Origin of the sequence: Pseudomonas sp. B21-019 (genome assembly GCF_024749225.1) — a bacterium.
Taxonomy (GTDB): Bacteria; Pseudomonadota; Gammaproteobacteria; order Pseudomonadales; family Pseudomonadaceae; genus Aquipseudomonas.
In genome coordinates, this window is the sequence record NZ_CP087193.1 from 468,086 (window position 1) to 489,596 (window position 21,511).

At 60.3% G+C, this 21,511-nt stretch carries 13 protein-coding genes and 2 pseudogenes; 7 read left to right on the forward strand and 8 right to left on the reverse strand.

Annotation, left to right across the window (positions count from 1 at the left end; translation table 11 throughout):
- Positions 1–339: 339 nt before the first annotated feature.
- The gene (locus tag LOY36_RS02100) at positions 340–1,110 is read left to right on the forward strand and encodes a ParA family protein (protein ID WP_018928585.1); all 771 of its coding nucleotides are present in this window, start codon (positions 340–342) and stop codon (positions 1,108–1,110) included.
- A 7-nt stretch (positions 1,111–1,117) separates the two neighbouring features.
- Here LOY36_RS02100 and trxC read toward each other — a convergent pair whose 3' ends face one another.
- Complete coding sequence (trxC, locus tag LOY36_RS02105; RefSeq protein WP_030129872.1) at positions 1,118–1,552, reverse strand: thioredoxin TrxC; 435 nt, start codon at positions 1,550–1,552, stop codon at positions 1,118–1,120.
- 217 nt (positions 1,553–1,769) lie between these two features.
- Between trxC and LOY36_RS02110 the strand changes: the two genes are divergently transcribed.
- Positions 1,770–1,991: a hypothetical protein gene (locus LOY36_RS02110; protein WP_258672119.1), complete on the forward strand. Its 222-nt coding sequence runs from the start codon at positions 1,770–1,772 to the stop codon at positions 1,989–1,991.
- A 20-nt stretch (positions 1,992–2,011) separates the two neighbouring features.
- Here the strand turns inward: LOY36_RS02110 and selO are convergent, their stop codons facing one another.
- From selO to LOY36_RS29035, 5 genes and pseudogenes are all read right to left on the reverse strand, one after another.
- Positions 2,012–3,475, reverse strand: coding sequence for a protein adenylyltransferase SelO (selO, locus tag LOY36_RS02115; protein ID WP_258672121.1), 1,464 nt, complete (start codon positions 3,473–3,475; stop codon positions 2,012–2,014).
- 48 nt (positions 3,476–3,523) lie between these two features.
- A complete protein-coding gene (gene mscK / locus LOY36_RS02120; RefSeq protein WP_258672123.1) occupies positions 3,524–6,874 on the reverse strand; it encodes a mechanosensitive channel MscK in 3,351 nt (1,116 codons plus the stop codon).
- A 34-nt stretch (positions 6,875–6,908) separates the two neighbouring features.
- Entirely contained in the window at positions 6,909–8,651 is a 1,743-nt protein-coding gene (locus LOY36_RS02125) for a potassium/proton antiporter (RefSeq protein ID WP_019650758.1), read from the reverse strand.
- Positions 8,652–8,910: 259 nt separating this feature from the next.
- Positions 8,911–9,783 (reverse strand): methyl-accepting chemotaxis protein, encoded by an 873-nt coding sequence (locus tag LOY36_RS29030; protein ID WP_371916747.1) that lies wholly within the window; start codon positions 9,781–9,783, stop codon positions 8,911–8,913.
- Positions 9,766–10,602: pseudogene (locus LOY36_RS29035) on the reverse strand (MCP four helix bundle domain-containing protein); the annotation flags it as partial. The gene LOY36_RS29030 and the pseudogene LOY36_RS29035, both read right to left, overlap by 18 nt.
- 209 nt (positions 10,603–10,811) lie before the next feature.
- Here LOY36_RS29035 and LOY36_RS02135 point away from each other — a divergent pair.
- The 4 genes and pseudogenes from LOY36_RS02135 to LOY36_RS29045 all read left to right on the forward strand — a co-directional run bounded on the left by LOY36_RS02135 (position 10,812) and on the right by LOY36_RS29045 (position 13,379).
- The gene (locus LOY36_RS02135) at positions 10,812–11,042 is read left to right on the forward strand and encodes a hypothetical protein (protein WP_007936756.1); all 231 of its coding nucleotides are present in this window, start codon (positions 10,812–10,814) and stop codon (positions 11,040–11,042) included.
- Entirely contained in the window at positions 11,039–11,341 is a 303-nt protein-coding gene (locus tag LOY36_RS02140; RefSeq protein ID WP_007936757.1) for a cell division protein ZapA, read from the forward strand. Before LOY36_RS02135 ends, LOY36_RS02140 begins: the two co-directional genes overlap by 4 nt.
- 145 nt (positions 11,342–11,486) lie before the next feature.
- Positions 11,487–12,515, forward strand: a pseudogene (locus LOY36_RS29040) (cache domain-containing protein); the annotation flags it as partial.
- Positions 12,516–12,647: 132 nt separating this feature from the next.
- A complete protein-coding gene (locus LOY36_RS29045; RefSeq protein WP_408981115.1) occupies positions 12,648–13,379 on the forward strand; it encodes a methyl-accepting chemotaxis protein in 732 nt (243 codons plus the stop codon).
- Between the two features lie 143 nt (positions 13,380–13,522).
- On the opposite strand, the gene LOY36_RS02150 is transcribed toward LOY36_RS29045, so the two are convergent.
- Positions 13,523–15,325 carry an acyl-CoA dehydrogenase gene (locus LOY36_RS02150; RefSeq protein WP_258672125.1) on the reverse strand — a complete coding sequence of 601 codons (1,803 nt, stop codon included), beginning with the start codon at positions 15,323–15,325 and terminating at the stop codon, positions 13,523–13,525.
- A 143-nt stretch (positions 15,326–15,468) separates the two neighbouring features.
- Positions 15,469–19,422, reverse strand: coding sequence for a trifunctional transcriptional regulator/proline dehydrogenase/L-glutamate gamma-semialdehyde dehydrogenase (putA, locus tag LOY36_RS02155; protein ID WP_258672126.1), 3,954 nt, complete (start codon positions 19,420–19,422; stop codon positions 15,469–15,471).
- 461 nt (positions 19,423–19,883) lie between these two features.
- Here putA and putP point away from each other — a divergent pair, with 461 nt between their 5' ends.
- Positions 19,884–21,368: a sodium/proline symporter PutP gene (gene putP, locus LOY36_RS02160; RefSeq protein ID WP_258672127.1), complete on the forward strand. Its 1,485-nt coding sequence runs from the start codon at positions 19,884–19,886 to the stop codon at positions 21,366–21,368.
- Positions 21,369–21,511 lie beyond the last annotated feature (143 nt).

Here is a 21,511-nt window from a genome sequence, read left to right on the forward strand (position 1 = left end):
GCTTCCTTTAACGCGGTGAGTCGCAAGAACCGCGGCTGACCTGACGTGGCGCTTAACGCCGAGTGGCGCGCATTATCCCGGTGCTGCGGGCGTGTAGCAAATGCTGGTTACATTTTGCGCAACGAAATGTACCGTCTGGTTCGCGAAAAGCTGTCGTTTTGCCATTATCCACAATGCGGCGGACATGTCTGTCGGCACTGTCGGCTATCAATGGACGAGTTGGCAGCTTTTCAGGCCAGAGATTTGCCTATGACTGTGTAGTCTAGATGCTGGCGAGGTAGCTAAGCAGCGATGTGGACCACTACACTCGGTCATTCTTTGATACACGGAGGTTTAGACATGCGGCGCGTGGTGTTCAATCAGAAAGGTGGCGTGGGCAAATCAAGCATTGCCTGCAATCTGGCGGCGGTCAGCGCCAGCGAAGGCTATCGCACGTTATTGGTGGATCTCGATGCCCAGGCCAACTCCACTCAATACCTGACGGGGCTCACCGGTGAGGATATCCCGATGGGTATCGCCGACTTCTTCAAGCAGACCCTTTCCTCCGGGCCGTTCTCGAAGAAAGGTCAGGTCGACATCTACGAAACTCCGTTCGACAACCTTCACGTCATCACTGCCACCGCCGAGCTGGCAGACTTGCAGCCCAAGCTTGAGGCCAAACACAAGATCAACAAGCTGCGCAAATTGCTCGAGGAGCTGGACGGCGATTACGACCGGATCTACCTCGACACCCCGCCGGCGCTGAATTTCTATGCCGTCTCGGCCTTGATCGCCGCTGATCGTGTGCTGATCCCCTTCGACTGCGACAGCTTCTCGCGCCAGGCGTTGTATGGGCTGTTGGCGGAAATCGAAGAGTTGAAGGACGACCACAATGAAGGGCTGGAAGTCGAAGGCATTGTCGTCAACCAGTTCCAGGCTCGCGCCAGCCTGCCCCAGCAAATCCTCGACGAACTGATCGCCGAAGGGCTGCCGGTGCTGCCGGTGTACCTGGCCAGTTCGGTGCGCATGCGCGAATCCCATCAGGCCAACACGCCGCTGATCCACCTCGACCCGCGGCACAAGCTGACCCAGCAATTCGTCGAACTGCACAACCTGTTGGAAAATGCCTGAAAGGCAATCAGATCCCCTGACTGCGCAACCAGCTCATCAACTGCGGTAACGGGAAGGCCCCGCTTTGGCGAGCCACTTCCCGGCCGTTCTTGAACAGAATCAGGCTCGGGATCGAGCGAATCCCCAGCTGCGCCGACAACTGTTGATTCGCCTCACTGTCCAGCTTGGCCAGCCGACACTTGCCCGCCAATTGCCCCGCCGCCTGCTCGAACACCGGCGCAAACGATTTGCACGGCCCGCACCAATCCGCCCATACATCCACCAGCAACGGCAGGTCACCCTTGATCTGACTGGCGTAATCGCCTTGCTTCAATTCGAACGGCTTGTTCAACAAGACCTCGGCCTTGCAGCGGCCGCACTTTGGATGATCGTTGAGGCGCTCGGCGGGGATGCGGTTCAGGCCGTTGCAGTGGGGGCAGGGGATGAGGAGTGGGTCGGTCATGATCGGGTTCCGGATGAGTAGGCAATCTATGGAACTGATCTGGAGTCGGAAATGATGTTTATCAAGGTGGGAGTTTGTAGGCAATAGCCTTCCTTGGTTAGAGATACCCCCTACGAGTAATGGTGTCCCCGACTGATTGGCTGCGAGCGATTCAACTCTTAGTCTTGATCCGTATCTTCACGCAGCAAGACCGAAGCGCCACTAATAGGGAGCAATAATGAGCGATATCGTTAAGCAAGCCATTGAACATTGGCCATTTGTAGCCTGGTTGTTAAAGCGACCTGAATCGGAAGCTGAGTACAACCTGCTGGCTGAGTCGCGGTACGAGTTGCTAGCAATGATGGACGGCGATGAATTACATCCATTGGAAAACCTGGTGGAGATCATAGGCGACCATATCGAAGCCTATGACCAAAAGCGCCGGCGAGTACCCGTCTGAATATTCAGTGTTGTTCAGTCTCACGACGAACAACTGATCTCCAGATGCTTGCCCCATTCAGGTGGCCGCTCGGCATAACTTTCCATCCCCGGCTGCTCCTCGAACGGATTGCTCAGTACCGCGTGCAGTCGACGAACTTCTGAATAGTCGCCGCTTTCCGCTGCATCGATGGCTTTCTGCGCCAGGTAATTGCGCAGAATGTACAGCGGATTCACCGCATGCATCCGTTCGCGGCGCAGCTCCTGATCAGCCTCACCTTCACGGGCAACTCGGGCACTGTAGCGCTCACCCCAGGCATCGAAGCCCTTGATGTCGACGAAGTCATCACGCAGGCGGGCGACGGCCAGTTCGGGTGATTCATCGCCCAGGCGGCGGAAGAACAGGCTGTAATCGACGCCGCTGTTCTGCATCAGTTGCAGCAGCTGCTCCAGCAGTTTCTGGTCGTCGTCTTCGGCGGTAGTAAGGCCGAGGCGGCGGCGCATCAGGTCCAGGTAGTGGGCCTGGAACAGTGGCAGGTACAGGCCGAGGGTCTCGCGCAGGGCTTCGACGCTGATGAACGGTGTCAGGGCCTGGGCGAGGGCGCTGAGGTTCCACTGGCCGATCGGTACCTGGTTGCTGAAGGAGTAGCGGCCCTGGTCATCGGAGTGGTTGCAGATGAAGTGGGCGTCGAAGTCGTCGAGGAAGGCAAACGGGCCGAAGTCGAAAGTGATGCCGAGGATCGACATGTTGTCGGTGTTCATCACGCCGTGGCAGAACCCATAGGCCTGCCATTTGGCGATCAGTTCGGCATTACGCTCGACGATTTCGCGGAACATCGCCAGGTACGGTTCCGGCTGTTCCAGGCAGTGCGGGAAGTGCATGGCCAGCACGTGCTGGCCGAGTTCTTTCTGCTGCTCGGGGCGCTTGGTGTAGTAGAAAAATTCGAAATGCCCGAAGCGCACATGGCTCGGCGACAGGCGCAGGACCATGGCCGCGCGTTCCTGTTTCTCACGCCAGACCGGCGTGTCGGAGCCGATCACGCACAATGCGCGCGTGGTGGGGATGTTCAGGGCATGCAGGGCTTCGGAGGCAAGAAATTCGCGGATCGAGGAGCGCAGCACCGCGCGTCCATCGCCCATGCGTGAGTAAGGCGTCTGACCGGCACCCTTGAGGTGCAGGTCCCAATGCTCGCCGGCTTCGTTATAAACCTCGCCCAGCAACAGGCCGCGCCCGTCGCCCAACTGCGGGTTATAGGAGCCGAACTGATGCCCGGAATAGACCATCGCCCGCGGCTCGGCTTCGGCCCACAGCTTGTGGCCGCCGAACAGCTCGGCGAACACTGGCGTTTCGGCCTCGGCCGGATCCAGGTCCAGCAGCGCCATGGCGGCGGGGCTGGCGACCACCAGTCGCGGAGACGCAATGGGCTCAGGCAGTACATGAGTTGAGAACGCGTCGCCCAGGCGGGCGAAGCGATTGTCGAAGGTCAGTTCGTCGAGGGCTTTCAACGGCCATCTCCAGCAGAATGTCCGAGCATTCTGCTAGGGATAGCACGCTTAGTCGAGTTCGACAGGCGGTGGCTCTTGCCGCGGTTTGCTGGTGGGTGCCGGAACAATGGTTTTGGTTTCCGGTTCGATCGGCACCATCTTGTATTCCTGGCCCTGAAGGTTCTTGAGATAGACCTCCATCTGCCGGAACGAGATGTTGATGTGCTGCTTCTTGAACTCGCGATTGATGAAACGGTTGACCTCATCGAGCACCGGGTTACGGTCGCCGAGGTCACGCACATGCATGCGCAACTCGTGGTCGAGGGTGCTTTCGCCGAAGTTCAGGAAGTACACCTGGGGTTCCGGGTCCTTCAGCACGCGCGGGTTATTGCGGGCCGCCTTGAGCAGCAGCTCTTTGACCAGGTCCAGGTCCGAGCCGTAGTCGACGCCGAGCTTGAGGGTCACCCGGGTGATGGTGTCGGTCAGCGACCAGTTGATCAGTTGCCCGGTGATGAACGTCTTGTTCGGGACGATGATGTCCTTGCGGTCAAAGTCGGTGATGGTCGTGGCACGGATGCGGATCTTGCTCACCGTGCCCGACAGGTTGCCGATGGTGATGGTGTCGCCGATCCGCACCGGGCGTTCGAACAAGATCATGATGCCGGAGATGAAGTTGGCGAAGATTTCCTGCATCCCGAAACCGAGACCCACCGACAGCGCCGCCACCAGCCATTGCAACTTGTCCCAGCTCACGCCGAGCGTGGACAGGGTCGAAACAAAACCGACGCCGGCAATCACATAGGACAGCAACGTGGTCGTGGCGTAGGAGCTGCCCTGGGCCAAATTCAGCTTCGACAGCACAAACACTTCCAGCAGACCCGGCAAGTTGCGCGCCAGCGCGAAGGTGATGCCGATGATGATCAGCGCGCCGAGCATGTCGCCGATGCTGATCGGCACCATGCTCATGTTGGCGCCGGTGCCGCTGGTGTATTCGTAGAGGGTGATGTTGTCCAGGTACGAGAACACCGAGATCAGGTCCGACCAGACCCAATACAGCGCCGCGATGAAACCGCCGAGCAGGGCCAGGCGGATCAGTCGCAGGGACTGCTCGTTAACCTTCTCGATGTCCAGGGTCGGCTCTTCGATCACCGCTTCGCCGTCGCCAGCCTCTTTCGCGGCCTGGCGTTTGGCCAGGGCGCGCTGATAGGCCAGGCGGCGTGCCGCAACGCTGAGGCCGCGCACGAAGGTTGCTTCGATCACCAGCCAGAACATCAGCAGGTACAGGGTGTTGATCAACCGGTCGCTGAGTTTCAGCGCGGTGTAGTAGTAGCCGAAGCACACGGCGACGAACAACGCGATCGGCAGGACAGTGAACATGATTCCCACGGCCTTGCGGAACAGCGAGGCGTTTTCATGGGTTGGGCTGCTGACCAGCAGGCGGCTGAGCAGCCAGGCCATCAAGGCGTAGCAAGTCAGCACCACCGGCATGCCAAGCACGTCATCGGCCAGCACCGCTGGTTGCAGTTCGGCGACCGCCACCACCGTCACCAGGGCCATCACCACCAGCCCGAGCCGGCGAATCCAGCCTTGAAGGAATTCGACCTGGGGCTTTTCCCAGCGGAAATGCAGTTCGGCCACGCCACCCGGCGCGAGGATGCGGTAGGCGGTGTAGAACACCAGCCAGGCCTGGGCCATCTGCAGCAGTGCCGCGCCCATATTGGCGTTCTGCCCGCGGGCGTCGATCTGCAAGGCCAGGCCGCACAAGGCCAGACCCAGGGAAACCGGCATCGCCAGCAGGATATTGATCAGAATCGCTTGCGGGGTGTGCCACTGGCTGTCGCGCTTGAAGTGGCCGATGTCCTGGTGAACTTTGCTCAGGCGGGCATAGAGATTTTTGCGGCGCCACAGCAGCGCGCCGATCAGCAGGGCCAGCGGCAGGAACAGCAGCGGCCGCTGCGTCAGGCCATCGGCCAATTCGCTCAGGCTCGAAGCCCACGGCAGGGTCGTGACCTGGCGTTGCAGGCGTTCCGGCACGCCGTGCATCCACTCAAGATCCAGCGGCTTGTTGCTGGGAATCCAGAACATCTGCTCGTCCAGCGTAGCCCGCAGACTTTGCGCGGTGCTGAGCAGTTGTTTCTGGTTGAGTTGCAGCGTGATGGATTCGTTGAGCACCGCGCTCAGTTCGCGATTCAAGCGCTCCAACAGGTCCGCACGGGTGTTGGCCAGGTCCAGCAAACTCTTGCGCAGTTGCGGGGTGACTTGCTCGGGTGGTTGAGTCGCCAGCAGGTTATCGACGTAGGTGATCGGGTTGCTGAGCAGTTCCCGTTGCTGGCTGACTTCGAACTGATACAGGCGAATGTCGGCAATCTGGTCGGCCAGATCGCGGTCGAGCCTTAGACGCGGCAGGGCCTGTTTCTGTTTGTAGAGAATCTTGGAGAGCAGCAGGCTGCCCTTGAGCACGTTGATCTGTTCGTCCAGCGCCGAGTCGCTCTGGGTCACGCTGTCCAGTTGCTGCTTGGTCTGCAGGTTCTGTTGAGTGACTTCGTTGAGGCGGTCGGTGCTTTTGAGCAGGTAGTCGGAGAGCTTCAGGTTGGCCGCGCTTTCGGTGGCCAGCAGGCTACTGCCACCGGCCTTCTGCGCCTCGATGGACTGCTGGGTCACGGTCTCTTGCGACTGGGCCAGGCGTTTCTGGTTGATCAGGGTTTGCAGGTCCTGGATCTCCTGATCCAGGCGATCGGATTTTTCCGACAGCAAGTCGTGCTGGCTGTTGCCCAGGTCCTGCAACAGGCTGTTGCCGGCCAGTTCCTGGCGACGCAACGGAATCAAGGCGTTCAGTGCCGTGAGTTCGGCGTTGAGCTGATCGCGTTGCTCGGCGGTCAGGGTCTTGCCGCTGTCCTTGCCGAGCTTGAGGATGTTGTTGATCTGCTGGATGCGCGTCTGGCTGGCGGAGATCTCGGCCTGGGCACGCTCGGGGCGGGTCTGGGCGGTAATGATCAGGCTGTTCGCTTCGGCCAGGGCTTTCTGCAAATCGCTTTGCTGAGTGGAGCGTTCGGTCAGCAGTTGTTCGAGCTGCTGAATCGTCTCTTTGGTATAGCGTTGCCCCACCGGCACCACTCTGGTGGCCTTGAGGCGGGTCAGCTCGCGCTGGTTCTCGATGTTCTGCCTTGGAGCGTTGGTCAATTGCTGCTTGAGATCGATCAGCTTCTGGTCGTAATCACGCCGGTTGTTGAGCTGGGTGAGCGTGCTCTGCAGGACCGCTTGCAGGGCTTTCTGATCGGCCTCCGGCAGTTTGCGGTCGGCGATCTTGTCCAGGCTCGCCTGCACGGCTTCGCTGGATGGCGGCTCGGCGGCTTGCAGCGTGTTGATGGAAAGACTCAAGCCCAGCAGGGCCATGATGAAAAAGGTGCGCAGAGTTGACATAGAGACCGATCGAAAACGAGACGAAGTGTGGAGTTTAGAGGAACAGGCCGGGGCCGGGGCGACTTCCTTCGGGGAATCTGACGCCCACTTTACCAATCTTGTTCCCTTCCATGACCGCGACGGTCCAGAGGGTGTTGTTCCACTCCACCTGGTCACCGACGACTGGAGCACCGCCCACTTTCTGGGCAATGAAGTGGCCCAGGGACATGTTCGGATCGATGCCCTCGACTTTCAATCCGTACAGGGCAGCAACCGCGCCCAGCTGGGCGTCTCCTTCGAGTACGAAGTCGCCGAAGAAACGCAAATCCAGCCCCCGTTGCGGTGCCTGGCTGAAGAGTTTTCCGAGGGCCGGAAGGTTGTGTTCATGGCCGATCACGCAGAGTAAATCATCGACTTCGAGCACCGTACTACCCGACGGATGGAGCAGCTGCTGGCCACGAAACAGGGCTGCGATACGGGTGCCTTCGGGCATTTTCAGCTCGCGAAGGGGTGAGCCGATGCACCATTTCTCGGCACCGAGGCGATAAACGAACAGCTCCCACTCGCTGGTGACATGCACTTCCAGCGCCGATCGGGAGATTGGCAGGGGCTCCGGCGGGACGGTCACTTTCAAAAGCTTGGCGACCCACGGCAAGCTGGTGCCCTGCACCAACAGCGACACCAGCACGATAAAGAACGCCAGATTGAAATACAGCTGCGCGTTGGGCAACCCCGCCATCAGCGGGAACACCGCCAGAATGATCGGTACGGCGCCGCGCAGGCCAACCCAGGAAATGAATGCCTTCTCGCGTCCATGGAACGCCTTGAAAGGCAGCAGGCCAGCCAGCACCGACAGCGGACGGGCAAACAGAATCATCCACAGCGCCAGGCCCAGCGCCGGCAAAGCGATCGGCAGCAGGTCATGGGGCGTGACCAGCAGCCCCAGCACCAGGAACATGCCGATCTGGGCCAGCCAGGCCATGCCGTCGAGCATATGCAGAATACCGTGGCGGCTGCGCACCGGGCGATTGCCGATCACCAGGCCGCACAGGTACACCGCCAAAAAGCCGCTGCCGTGCAGGGCGTTGGTCAGGGCGAACACCACCAGGCCGCCGGCAATCACCAGAATTGGATAAAGGCCGGTGGCCAAGTGGATGCGGTTGACCAGTTGCAGCATCAGCCAGCCACCGCCGAGGCCGATGACGGCGCCGATACCGAACTCACGCAGCAAGTGCCCGAGCAGGCTCCAGTGCAGGCCGGTCTGGCCGCTGGCGAGCATGTCGATCAGGGTGACGGTGAGGAACACCGCCATCGGGTCGTTGCTGCCGGATTCGATCTCCAGGCTCGCGGTCACCCGTTCGTTCAGGCCTTTGCCGCCCAGCAGCGAGAACACGGCCGCGGCATCGGTGGAACCGACGATGGCGCCGATCAGGAGGCCCTGAATCAGGTTCAGGTCGAACAACCACGCCGCCGCCATGCCGGTCAGCCCGGTGGTGATCAACACCCCGACCGTGGCCAGCGACAGCGCCGGCCACAATGCCACGCGAAAACTCGCCACCCGGGTGCGCAAGCCGCCGTCGAGCAGGATCACTGCCAGGGCGAGGTTGCCGACCAGATAGGCCGTGGGGTAGTTATCGAAAATGATGCCGGCACCGTCGACACCGGCCGACATGCCCACCGCGAGGATGATCACCAGAATCGGGATCCCGAGGCGCGATGAAAGTGAGCTCACCAGAATGCTCGCACCTACCAGCAACGCGCCGATCAAGAACAGGCTGTTGATGGTCGTCGCATTCAAAGGCAGTACTCCGGAAGCATAAAGGCGGGCGCAAACTGACCATGCAGTCCGCGTGCCAGCGATTCTAACCTGTTGAAATGTGATGCTGTCAAAAAGCTTTTGACGGCGATCATCCCCTGTGGCGAGGGGGCTTGCCCCCGTTGGGTCGCGCAGCGACCCCAAAGCCGGCGCTGCGGTGCGCCAAGTTCAACGCGTGGGTCAATTTGCGACTGCTTCGCAGCCGAACGGGGGCAAGCCCCCTCGCCACAGGGGGGAGCCGTTACAGGCTAAACCGCCCAACCATGTTGTTCAGGTCCAGCGCCAGGCGCGACAGTTCGTTGCTGGCCGCACTCGTCTGGTTGGCGCCGGTGGCCGATTGCACCGACAGGTCACGAATGTTCACCAGATTGCGGTCCACTTCACGGGCCACTTGCGCCTGTTCTTCGGCCGCGCTGGCGATCACCAGGTTGCGCTCGTTGATTTCGACGATGGCGCTGTTGATGGTGTCCAGCGACAGGCCGGCACCGCGCGCGATGTTCAAGGTCGACTCGGCGCGCTCGGTGCTGTTACGCATCGAATCCACGGCGTGTTCGGTACCGCTCTGAATGCTGCCGATCATGCGTTCGATTTCACTGGTCGACTGCTGGGTGCGATGGGCCAGGGCCCGCACTTCATCGGCAACCACCGCAAAACCACGACCGGCTTCACCGGCACGGGCCGCTTCGATGGCAGCGTTCAACGCCAACAGGTTGGTCTGGTCAGCCAGGCCGCGAATCACGTCCAGCACTTTGCCGATGTCTCGCGACTCGTTGGCCAGATCGCCGATCAGGGTGGCGGTGCTCTGCACGTCGGCGCTCATGCGTTCGATGGCGCTGACGGTTTCCTGCACCAGGTCACGACCGTCGCCTGCCGAAGTGGTGGCGTTTTTCGAGGCTTCGGAGGTGCTCACGGCATTGCGCGCGACTTCTTCCACGGCGCTGGTCATTTCGTTGACGGCGGTGGCGGCCTGTTCGATTTCGTTGTTTTGCTGGGTCAGGCCGCGGGCGCTTTCGTCGGTGACACTATTCAGTTCTTCCGCTGCGGACGCCAGTTGCGTGGCCGAACCGGAAATCCGTTGCAGGGTGTCGCGCAGTTTGTCCTGCATCTTCGCCATGGCGGCCAATAGACGACCGGCTTCATCTTCGCCATCGACCGTGATCGGGCGCGTCAGATTGCCTTCGGCGATTTCTTCGGCGGCGCTCAGGGCGTTGGCGATCGGTTTGGTGATGCTGTTGGTCAGCAGCCAGGCGAACAGCAGGGTCAGGCCGGTGGCGATGACCAGCAGGGTCACCACCAGGTTGAACGCCGAGGAGTACTGGTCGGCGGCTTGCTGGTTGGTGTCGATGGTCTGCTGGGTGTTGATCTCCAGCAAGCGATTGAGCACGGTGTTCATGGCTTCAGAGTTGTTCAGCAAATCGGTGTTGACCAGCGTGCGCTGTTCGTCGACCTGATTGTTGCGCGACAGACTTTTCATCCGGTCTTCGATCTGGCGGTACTGCCCCAGCAACTGCACATACTGATCATAGGCTGCACGCTCCTGCGGGCTGGCGATCAGTTTTTCGTAGCCGGCCTGAGCCGCTCGGATCTGCTGGTTTCGGGTTTCCAGCAGCTCGATGGTTTTCTGCTGGACGTCCGGCTCACGATTCACGAGCAGACGATAGGCCAGCACACGCAGGCGCAGGGTCAGCTGGGTGAATTCGTCGAGGCTTTTAATGCTCGGTACGCTGTTTGAGGTGATCTCCTCGGCGGCGCCGCGAATCTTGCTCATCTGGTTCAGGGCGAACACACCCAGGATCAGCATCATGGCGCCAATCAGGGTGAAACCGAGGAACGCCCGCGGTGCGATATTCATATTTCTTAGGGACATGGTGTTCACCGAAAAAAGCGCCTCCGTGCGAGGCTGAGACTGTTGTATGGATGACTTATCGGTCATACGACTAAAGTCTTGAGTCGCTGCGCGTATTTGTCGCAGAAGGGCCGCGACGACGAAGTGCAGGAACCAGAACCGGCAATCACAGTCTTTAAAGTTCGCGAGGAAGGTCGACCGCCAGGAAAATCAAGGCCTTGCGCCTGCATAACCCTGGCTTCCACAGTGACTTTTCTTTATCGTACGCGCCCTTTGAAAATGCCCGGAAAATCAAAATGTTAGAAGCATCCCTAAGCCAATTGGAACAACTGGTCAGCGACCTGGTGCAACAGAACCAGACCCTGCTCGGCACCAACCAATCCCTGAGTGCGGAGCTGGCCCAGGTCAAGGATGAAAACGAAAGCCTGCAACTGAGCCTGATGGAACAGGAAGAGAAACAAGGCGCCACTGTTGCACGCATTCAGGCCTTGGTTGAGCGCGTCAGCGCCGGCCCTGTCAGCGCATGAGTTACGGCGCCGCAGGGGTAAAAGTCGTCTCGATTCTGGGTGAAGACTATTCAATCAAGGCACCGGCCGGGGAAGAGCAGACCCTGCTGGACGCCGCCTTAATGTTGAAGGCCGCTCTGGCCGAGACCAAAAAGAAATACCCGGCGCTGATCGGTGACCGCTTGCTGGTGCTGGCGGCGATGAATCTGTGCTCGCAGCAGATCGAAATGCAAAAGCGTCACCAGCAGGAACTCGACCGTTACCAAGAGCAAGTCAGCGCCACGGTTGAAGTGATCGCCAAGACGATCAACCAGGCCTGAGCGGCTTTGCGCACAACCAAAGAATAAATTGTCGATCTAGTTGTATACAATCGGCATGGCTGTTGCAGTGTTTCAGCCCTTTATTCTTTGGGGGTGCTCCATGCAGTTCTGGCGACGCAGTATTCAATGGCAGTTGATCCTGAGCATGGGCACCGCCCTGCTGGTCAGTATTCTGATCGTGGTTGGCATTTATACCCTCGTGGTCAACCGCCTCGCCCAGCGCTATCTGGTCGAGCAGGCGCTGCCGTCGAGCATCGAAGCGATGCGCAACGACATCGAGCGCATCCTCGTCCAACCCCTCACCGCCGCCAAGGACATCGCCAGTAACAGCATGGTGCGTGACTGGCTGGCCGGGGGTGAAAACGGCACCCAGACCGCCGGTTTCGTCAGTTATCTGGAAGGCATCCGTGCCGAGCACAAGGCCTTTACCGCGCTGATCATCGGTGCCGCTTCAAACCATTACTTCACCGAAAAGGGCCTGGACCGCACGCTCAGCCGCTCCAATCCCAATGACGCCTGGTTCTATTCGTTCCTCGACGGCAATCAGCCGCGCACCCTCAATATCGACAATGACACCGCCACCGGCGAGTTGGCGCTGTTCATCGACCTCAAGGTCGAACAGGCCGGCAAAGTCGTGGGCGTTGCCGGGCTGGGCCTGAGCATGAAAGAGCTGTCGGAGCTGATCCACAACTTCAACTTTGGTGAGCGCGGCAAGGTCTATCTCGTGCGCTCCGACGGTTTGATCCAGATTCATCCCGAGGCGCAGTTCAGCGGCAAACGTACGCTGGTCGAACAGATCGGCGCTTCGGCGGCGCAAGCGGTGATGACCTCCACCGCGTCTGGTAGCAGCAGTTTTGCCCGCGATGGCGAAGATTTTCTGGCCTTGAGCCTGCCGCTGCGTGATCTGGGCTGGACCCTGGTGGCCGAAGTGCCGCAGTCGCAGATCTACGCCGAAGCTCGTCGGGCGATGTGGATGAGCAGCGGCATCGGCTTGGCGGTGGCGCTGGTGTGCCTATTGCTGGTGGTATTGCTGGCCCGTGGATTGGTGCGACCGATTCGTCAGGTAACAGCGGCGCTGGTAGCCATCGGTAGCGGTGGTGGAGATTTGACCCACCGGTTAGATTCCAGTCGCGCCGATGAGCTGGGTGATCTCGCTCGCGGTTTCAATCGGTTCCTGGAAAGTCAGCGCGAGATGATCGGCGAAGTGCTGACCACCAGTGAACATTTGCGCACGGCGGTCGGTCAGGTGGCGCGGGTGGTGGACAACACCGCTGAGCGTTCCGGACGTCAGCAGGAAATGACCGACATGGTCGCCACCGCCGTTCACGAGATGGGCCTGACCGTGCAGGAAATCGCACAGAACGCCGGCAATGCGGCGGTCGCTTCACAAGCCGCGCGGGATGAAGCGCTGCAGGCGCGGGAAGTGGTGGGCGGGTCGATCAGGCATATAGAAAGCATGTCCGACGAAATTGGTGTCGCCGCCGGAGCAGTGGGCGAGTTGGCCCATCAGGTGGCGTCCATCGATCAAGTGCTGGCGGTGATTCGCGGGATTTCCGAGCAGACCAATCTGCTGGCGCTCAACGCCGCCATAGAAGCGGCGCGGGCCGGGGACATGGGCCGCGGCTTTGCGGTGGTGGCCGATGAAGTGCGGACCCTGGCGCGACGGACTCAGTCGTCCACCGACGAAATTCAGCAAATGATCGGCAGCCTCAAGCAGGGCGCGGAAAACGCGGTGTCTTCAATGCACTCCGGGCAAGCGGCGACCGGCACAGGCGTTGAGTCGAGCCAACGCACCGGGGCGTCGTTGACGGCGATTACCGGGCAGGTCGAGCGCATCAGCGACATGAACCATCAGGTGGCGACAGCGACTGAAGAGCAATCGGCGGTGACGGAAGAGATCAACCGCAACGTGCAGGGGATTTCCGATTTGGCACGGGCCACGGCGGGGGAGGTCAGGGCTTGTCGTGAAGACTGTCAGACGTTGCAGCGTTTGGCCGATGATTTGGCGCGGCAGATGGGTGGGTTTCGGTTGAGCTAAAAGATCAAGATCAAAAGATCGCAGCCTGCGGCAGCTCCTACAGAGATCGATGTTCGCCGAAATATCGCGGATAAACACCGATCCTGTAGGAGCTGCCGCAGGCTGCGATCTTTTTTGTGGCCGTTACACAAATCCATGTCCGATCAGAACCACTCATCCTGCATGTTCAGGCACACATCATCCCGCGCCTCAAGAATCGCCAGTTCATGGTGACAACCCGGCACTTCCCACGTCAGGAAATACCGCGCCGCCTGTAGCTTGCCTTTATAGAAGCTCACATCTGCCGCGTTACCGTTGGTCAACCCTTCCTCGGCACGAATCGCCTGTTCCAGCCAGCGCCAGCCGATCACCGTATGACCGAACACTTTCAGGTACAGCGCCGAGTTCGCCAGGCTGCTGTTGACCTTGCCCTGGGCCAGATCGGTCAGCAGGCCGATGGTCACGGTTTGCAGGCGCGCCACCAGTTTCTCCAGTGGTTCACGCAATGCACTTAATGTTTCGTACGTCTGCGCCCGCTCGGCGGTGTCGGCAATCAGGCGGATCAATTGCTTGAGTCCCGCGCCGCCGTTCTGCGCCAGTTTGCGCCCCAGCAAGTCCAGCGACTGAATGCCGTGGGTGCCTTCATGAATCGGGTTCAGGCGGTTGTCGCGGTAATACTGCTCCACCGGGTATTCACGGGTGTAGCCGTGACCGCCGAGAATCTGGATCGCCAGTTCGTTGGCCTTCAGGCAAAACTCTGACGGCCAGGATTTGACGATCGGCGTCAGCAAATCCAATAGCTCATGGGCCTGTTTGCGCTCGGCTTCGCTCTCAAGCGTCGTGGTATCGTCGAACAGCCGCGCCGCGTACAAACCGAGGTCGAACGCGCCTTCGACGTAGGCTTTCTGGGTCAGCAGCATGCGTTTGACGTCGGCGTGCTGAATGATTGCCACCGGTGCCGTAGTCGGGTCCTTGCTGTCCGGCACCCGACCTTGCGGACGCTCGCGGGCGTATTCCAGGGAATACAGATACCCAGCGTAACCCAGCATCACTGCGCCCATGCCGACGCCGATCCGCGCCTCGTTCATCATCTGGAACATGTAGCTCAAGCCATGGTGTGGCTTGCCCACCAGATAGCCTACGCACTCACCGTTATCGCCGAAGTTCAGCGCAGTGGAGGTGGTGCCACGCCAGCCCATCTTGTGGAACAGTCCGGCGAGCAGCACATCGTTGCGCTTGCCGAGGCTGCCGTCATCGTTGACCAAAAACTTGGGCACGATAAACAGCGAAATACCTTTCACCCCGGCCGGTGCGTCCGGCAACTTGGCCAACACCATGTGCACGATGTTTTCCGACAGCGGGTGATCGCCGCCGGAGATGAAGATCTTGTTGCCCTTGAGTCGATAGGTGTCGTCGGACGCTGGCTCGGCGCGGGTACGAATATCCGACAGTGACGAGCCGGCGTGCGGCTCGGTCAGCGCCATGGTGCCGAAGAAGCGACCGTCGATCATCGGTTGCAGAAAGCGTTGCTTCTGCTCATCGGTGCCGAAGCTCTCGATCAGGTTGGCTGCGCCCATGGTCAGGAACGGGTAGGAGGTCGACGCCGCGTTGGCCGATTGAAAGTGCGCGAAGCAAGCCTGGGACAGCAGCGTAGGAAGTTGCATGCCGCCGGCATCGAAACTGCGCGCGGCGTTGAGGAAACCGGCTTCGAGGAAGGCATCCACCGCCGGTTTCACTTCCGGAATCAGAATCGCCTGACCGTCCTCATAGCGCGGCTCGTTCTCATCGCCCTTGCGGTTGTGCGGGGCGAAGAACTTTTCGGCGATGTTGCGGGCAGTGCCGATGGCGGCATCGAAGGTCTCGCGATTGTGCTCGGCGAAACGCTCACGTTGGGTCAGGCCCTCGGCATCAAGGACTTCATACAGCTCGAAAGCCAGATTGCGGGAACTGAGCAACGTCTCGGACATGGCGGCCTACCTTTATTTGGGATGGTCCGAGTCTAGGCGTAGGAATAGAGGCTGAACAGGATGATTGATCTTGGTGATGGAGAAGCAAAAGATCTTGCTTGAAAAACCGGACGCCCATTGCAGGCGCCCGGCTTTATTACGGTTTAACCGATAGTCATCAAGCTGGCATTACCACCCGCCGCGGCGGTGTTTACGCTCAACGCCCGTTCGATCACCAGACGCTCCAGCGCAATGTTGGTTTCACCCTGCGACAAACCATGAACCCCGACAATCGCACCCGCCCGCTTGGCCACTTGCTGGCATACCGCGCGCAGCTGATCGGAATGGCCATGATGCAGAACTGCATCAACCACCACTTCGTCCTTGGTCCAGTCGGCCACCCGCTTGATACGTGCCTGCACTTCTTTCGGCAGGCGTGCGAACAAGGCCTTGCCCGGTTCCGCGTCCGGCCACACCGCCGAGCCGCCGACGGCCAATACCGCCGCCAGTTGAGTCAGCAGATCGCCTTCGACGTCCGCCAGGCACAGCACGTGTTCGCGCGGGAGGATGGCGTAGCTGTTGCGCTCGCCGGTCGGGCCGGCCAGCACGCGGGTGATCCCGCTTTGCGATTGCGCCGCGAACAGCACGCACAGGGCGCTCAGGTCCGTGAGCTTGTTGCTGTCGGCCCAGGCTTGCAGCGCGGTCAGCGGTTTGCTCATGGCGTCACGCAGACGCACGTCCGGCGCTGCGATAGCGTCGCCGCGGGCGAAGGATTGTTCGATCGCATCGGTAGGACGCGTCGACAGCAGACGGTACAGGTACAGCGGACCACCGGCTTTCGGACCGGTCCCCGACAGGCCTTCGCCGCCGAACGGTTGCACGCCGACCACGGCACCGACAATGTTGCGGTTGACGTAGACGTTACCGGCGTTGACGTTGTCGATCACCTTGGCGATGGTTTCGTCGATGCGAGTGTGCACGCCGAGGGTCAGGCCGTAGCCGGATGCGTTGATCTGGCCGATCAGTTGGTCGATGTCTTTGCGCTTGTAGCGCACCACGTGCAGCACCGGGCCAAAGATCTCCCGTTGCAGCTCGTCGAAGCTTTCCAGCTCGATCAGGGTCGGCATGACGAAGGTGCCGCGTTTGACTTCTTCGCTGTTGGCGATCGCCACCTGGTACACGTTGCGACCTTTGTCGCGCATGGCCTGGATGTGCTTCTCGATGCCGGCCTTGGCTTCGGCGTCGATCACCGGGCCAATGTCCACGGACAGGCGCTCCGGGTTGCCGAGTCGGCATTCCGCCATGGCGCCCTTGAGCATTTCGATGACACGATCAGCGGAATCTTCCTGCAAGCACAGCACCCGCAGCGCCGAGCAGCGTTGACCGGCGCTGTCGAACGCCGACGACACCACGTCGATCACGACTTGTTCGGTCAGTGCCGAGGAGTCGACGATCATCGCGTTCTGGCCACCGGTTTCGGCGATCAGCGGGATCGGACGGCCCTGGGCATCCAGACGACCGGCGACGTTGCGTTGCAGCAGGCGCGCGACTTCGGTGGAACCGGTGAACATCACGCCTTTGACCCGATCGTCGCCGACCAGGCGGGCACCGACGGTTTCGCCACGGCCCGGCAGCAGTTGCAGCACGCCTTCCGGAATCCCGGCTTCGAGCAGCAGGCGCACGGCTTGAGCGGCGACCAGCGGGGTTTGCTCGGCAGGCTTGGCCAGTACCGGGTTACCGGCGGCCAAAGCAGCAGCGACTTGGCCACTGAAGATTGCCAGCGGGAAGTTCCACGGGCTGATGCACACCACTGGGCCCAACGGGCGGTGGGCGTCGTTGGTGAAATCGTTGCGTGCCTGAACTGCGTAATAACGCAGGAAGTCCACGGCTTCACGCACTTCGGCGATGGCGTTGGCGAAGGTCTTGCCGGCTTCGCGAGCCAGCAGGCCCATCAGCGGCTGGATCTCGCCTTCCATCAAATCGGCGGCACGTTCCAGGATTGCGGCGCGTTCGGCTGGCGGCGTGGCCTGCCAGATCGGCGCAGCATTCAAGGCGCACTGGATCGCGTTGTCGACGTCTTCGACGGTGGCTTCCTGCACATGGCCCACCACGTCCCGCAGATCCGACGGGTTCAAAACCGGCGCAGGGGTTTCAGTGCTGGAGGTGCAACCGAGCATCGGCGCGGCTTTCCAGTTGTTATGGGCAGTGGCGAGCAGAGCGCAGGACAGCGAAGCCAGGCGATGTTCGTTGGCCATGTCGATGCCGCTGGAGTTGGCGCGCTCGGCACCGTACAGGTCACGTGGCAGCGGGATGCGCGGGTGCGGCAGGCCGAAGCCGCCTTCCAGCGTGGCCATCTGCTCGATGCTGGCCACTGGATCGGCCACCAGTTCCTGAATCGAGATCGACTGGTCGGCAATGCGGTTAACGAATGAGGTGTTCGCGCCGTTTTCCAGCAGACGACGTACGAGGTACGCCAACAGCGTTTCGTGAGTACCGACCGGTGCGTACACGCGGCACGGACGGTTCAGCTTGCCGTCGGAGACTTTGCCTACAACCTGTTCGTACAGCGGTTCACCCATACCGTGCAGGCACTGGAACTCGTACTGACCGGGGTAATAGTTCTGACCGGCAATGTGATAGATAGCCGACAGGGTGTGGGCGTTGTGCGTGGCGAATTGCGGGTAGATGACTTCCGGCACCGACAGCAGCTTGCGTGCGCAGGCGATGTAGGAGACGTCGGTGTACACCTTGCGGGTGTACACCGGATAGCCTTCCAGGCCCTCGACCTGGGCGCGTTTGATTTCGCTGTCCCAGTACGCGCCTTTCACCAGGCGGATCATCAGGCGATGACGGCTGCGGCGAGCCAGGTCGATCACGTAGTCGATCACGTAAGGGCAGCGCTTCTGGTAAGCCTGGATCACGAAACCGATACCGTTCCAGCCGGTCAGTTGCGGCTCGAAGCACAGGCGCTCCAGCAGATCCAGCGACAACTCGAGGCGGTCGGCTTCTTCGGCGTCGATGTTCAGGCCGATATCGTATTGCTTGGCCAGCAGGGTCAGCGACAGCAGGCGCGGGTACAGCTCGTCCATCACGCGCTCGTACTGGGCGCGGCTGTAGCGCGGGTGCAAGGCGGACAGCTTGATGGAAATGCCCGGGCCTTCGTAAATCCCACGGCCGTGAGAGGCTTTGCCGATCGCATGGATGGCTTGTTCGTACGAGGCCAGGTACTTCTGGGCGTCATGTTCGGTGAGGGCGGCTTCACCCAGCATGTCGTAGGAATAGCGGAAGCCTTTGGCTTCGAACTTGCTGGCGTTGGCCAGGGCTTCGGCGATGGTTTCGCCGGTGACGAACTGCTCGCCCATCAGGCGCATGGCCATGTCGACGCCCTTGCGGATCATCGGCTCGCCGCTCTTGCCGATGATGCGGCTCAGGGACGAGGTCAGGCCGGCTTCGTTGTGGGTGGCGACCAGTTTGCCGGTCAGCAACAGGCCCCAGGTGGCGGCGTTGACGAACAGCGACGGGCTGTTGCCCAAGTGTGGCTGCCAGTTGCCGGTGCTGATCTTGTCGCGGATCAAGGCATCGCGAGTGCCTTTGTCCGGGATGCGCAGCAGCGCTTCGGCCAGGCACATCAGCGCCACGCCTTCCTGGGACGACAGGGAAAACTCCTGCAGCAGGCCCTGAACAATCCCGGCACGGCCGCCGGCGCTCTTCTGATTGCGCAGTTTCTCGGCAATCGAGGCGGCGAGCTTGTTGGTGGCGTCGCACATCGGTGCCGGCAGGCGAGCCTGTTCGATCAGCATCGGCACCACTTCAGGTTCCGGGCGACGGTAAGCGGCAGTGATCGAGGCGCGCAGCACCGATTGCGGCAGGATGCTTTCAGCGAATTCCAGGAAGCATTGGTGCGCGTGATCGACGTGGACCTCGCCCACCTCGTCAACTTCCTTGCCGTTCAAACCGTTCAGCTCGGACAGGGTTGCACCACCCTCGAGTTTTTCCAGGTAATTGAAAATTGCCTGCTTGATCAGCCAGTGCGGCGTGCGATCAATCGAGGTCGCGGCGGCCTTGAGGCGTTCGCGGGTCGGGTCGTCAAGTTTGACCCCAAGGGTGGTGGTAGCCATATTTTTATCCTCATGTTTGCCACGACCGCGTGGCATCAGCTGACGGCAAGATTAGCTGTGCGTTGGTTGAGGTGCAACCGGGTGCAACCCTTTTTTTGTCGGAATAATAGGCAGCTCGTCAGGAAATAAATTCTGGTACACAAGTCCTGTGCCTGCTTGGTGCTTTTACTTCTAGTGCAACCTGAAAAACGCCCTAAAAGGGAGCAAAAACAGACCTTTCTCAAGAAAAACCGACTAGGTGCAACTTATTCGAACGAAACTGGTTGCACCTTATTTGCTTTGTTGAATAGCATTCGCGGCCAAGGTGCAACCGGTCGAAACGGTCGGTGCACCGGCTGATGGCTTTCCTGGGGAAACATCAGTCATAAATGCGCGGGCCCCCGAATCGTCTGTCAAACGTCATCGTTTGCGAGCGGTTCACCAGCCGCTGCTACATAAAAACAATGCCAGGGCGTAACTCAATGAGCGTAAGCAATCCAACCCTGATCACGTTCGTGATCTACATCGCAGCAATGGTGCTGATCGGCTTCATGGCCTATCGCTCCACCAACAACCTTTCTGACTACATTCTGGGCGGCCGTAGCCTGGGCAGCGTCGTGACCGCACTCTCTGCCGGTGCTTCCGACATGAGTGGCTGGTTGTTGATGGGCCTGCCGGGCGCTATCTACATGTCCGGTCTTTCCGAAAGCTGGATCGCCATCGGCCTGATCGTCGGTGCTTACCTGAACTGGCTGTTCGTCGCCGGCCGTCTGCGTGTGCAGACCGAGCACAACGGCGATGCGCTGACCCTGCCGGACTACTTCTCCAGCCGTTTCGAAGATAAAAGCGGCCTGCTGCGGATTATCTCCGCGGTCGTGATCCTGGTGTTCTTCACCATCTACTGCGCTTCCGGCATCGTCGCTGGCGCCCGTCTGTTTGAAAGCACCTTCGGCATGTCCTACGAGACGGCGCTGTGGGCCGGTGCTGCGGCGACGATTGCCTACACCTTCGTCGGTGGTTTCCTGGCGGTGAGCTGGACCGATACCGTACAAGCCACGCTGATGATCTTCGCCCTGTTGCTGACGCCGATCATCGTGCTGCTGGCCACTGGCGGCATCGACACCACGTTCCTGGCCATTGAAGCGCAAGACCCAAGCAACTTCGACATGCTGAAAAACACCACCTTCATCGGCGTGATTTCGTTGATGGGCTGGGGTCTTGGCTACTTCGGCCAGCCGCACATCCTGGCGCGTTTCATGGCGGCGGATTCGGTCAAGTCGATCGCCAACGCTCGTCGCATCTCCATGACCTGGATGATCCTGTGCCTGGGCGGCACCGTCGCTGTAGGATTCTTCGGCATCGCTTACTTCTCGGCACACCCTGCCGTGGCCATGCCAGTGAGCGAAAACCACGAACGTGTGTTTATCGAACTGGCGAAAATCCTGTTCAACCCGTGGGTTGCCGGTGTGCTGCTGTCGGCCATTCTGGCGGCAGTGATGAGTACGCTGAGCTGCCAACTGCTGGTGTGCTCGAGTGCCCTGACCGAAGACTTCTACAAAACTTTCCTGCGTAAAAGTGCTTCCCAGGTTGAGCTGGTCTGGGTCGGCCGTGCCATGGTGCTGCTGGTTGCGCTGATCGCTATCGCTCTGGCGGCTAACCCGAATAATCGCGTACTGGGTCTGGTCAGCTACGCCTGGGCAGGTTTCGGTGCTGCGTTCGGTCCAGTTGTCCTGATCTCCGTGATCTGGAAAAACATGACCCGCAACGGCGCACTGGCCGGCATCCTGGTCGGCGCGATCACTGTGATCGTCTGGAAACACTTCGAACTGCTGGGCCTGTACGAAATCATCCCTGGTTTCATCTTCGCCAGCCTGGCGATCTACATCGTCAGCAAAATGGGCGCACCGACCAGCGGCATGCTTTCGCGCTTCGCCGCGGCCGAAAAGGATTTCCGCCTGAACCAATGAGGGGGATGAGCTGATGCTCTGACCTTTCGCCGAACATGAAAACGGCCCGCTTCCTTTTGGAGGCGGGCCGTTTTTTTGCGCTCCCACATTTGTTCGGTGGTGCTTCTGACAGGAATGTCTGTAGTGCTTTATCCAGTTTTTTG

Bases quoted from the DNA above. Each gene is read 5' to 3' on its own strand.
- LOY36_RS02100 (WP_018928585.1), top strand. From the start codon at position 340: ATGCGGCGCGTGGTGTTCAATCAGAAAGGTGGCGTGGGCAAATCAAGC.
- trxC (WP_030129872.1), bottom strand. From the start codon at position 1,552: ATGACCGACCCACTCCTCATCCCCTGCCCCCACTGCAACGGCCTGAAC.
- LOY36_RS02110 (WP_258672119.1), top strand. From the start codon at position 1,770: ATGAGCGATATCGTTAAGCAAGCCATTGAACATTGGCCATTTGTAGCC.
- mscK (WP_258672123.1), bottom strand. From the start codon at position 6,874: ATGTCAACTCTGCGCACCTTTTTCATCATGGCCCTGCTGGGCTTGAGT.
- LOY36_RS29030 (WP_371916747.1), bottom strand. From the start codon at position 9,783: ATGGCGAAGATGCAGGACAAACTGCGCGACACCCTGCAACGGATTTCC.
- LOY36_RS02135 (WP_007936756.1), top strand. From the start codon at position 10,812: ATGTTAGAAGCATCCCTAAGCCAATTGGAACAACTGGTCAGCGACCTG.
- LOY36_RS02140 (WP_007936757.1), top strand. From the start codon at position 11,039: ATGAGTTACGGCGCCGCAGGGGTAAAAGTCGTCTCGATTCTGGGTGAA.
- LOY36_RS29045 (WP_408981115.1), top strand. From the start codon at position 12,648: ATGGTCGCCACCGCCGTTCACGAGATGGGCCTGACCGTGCAGGAAATC.
- LOY36_RS02150 (WP_258672125.1), bottom strand. From the start codon at position 15,325: ATGTCCGAGACGTTGCTCAGTTCCCGCAATCTGGCTTTCGAGCTGTAT.
- putA (WP_258672126.1), bottom strand. From the start codon at position 19,422: ATGGCTACCACCACCCTTGGGGTCAAACTTGACGACCCGACCCGCGAA.
- putP (WP_258672127.1), top strand. From the start codon at position 19,884: ATGAGCGTAAGCAATCCAACCCTGATCACGTTCGTGATCTACATCGCA.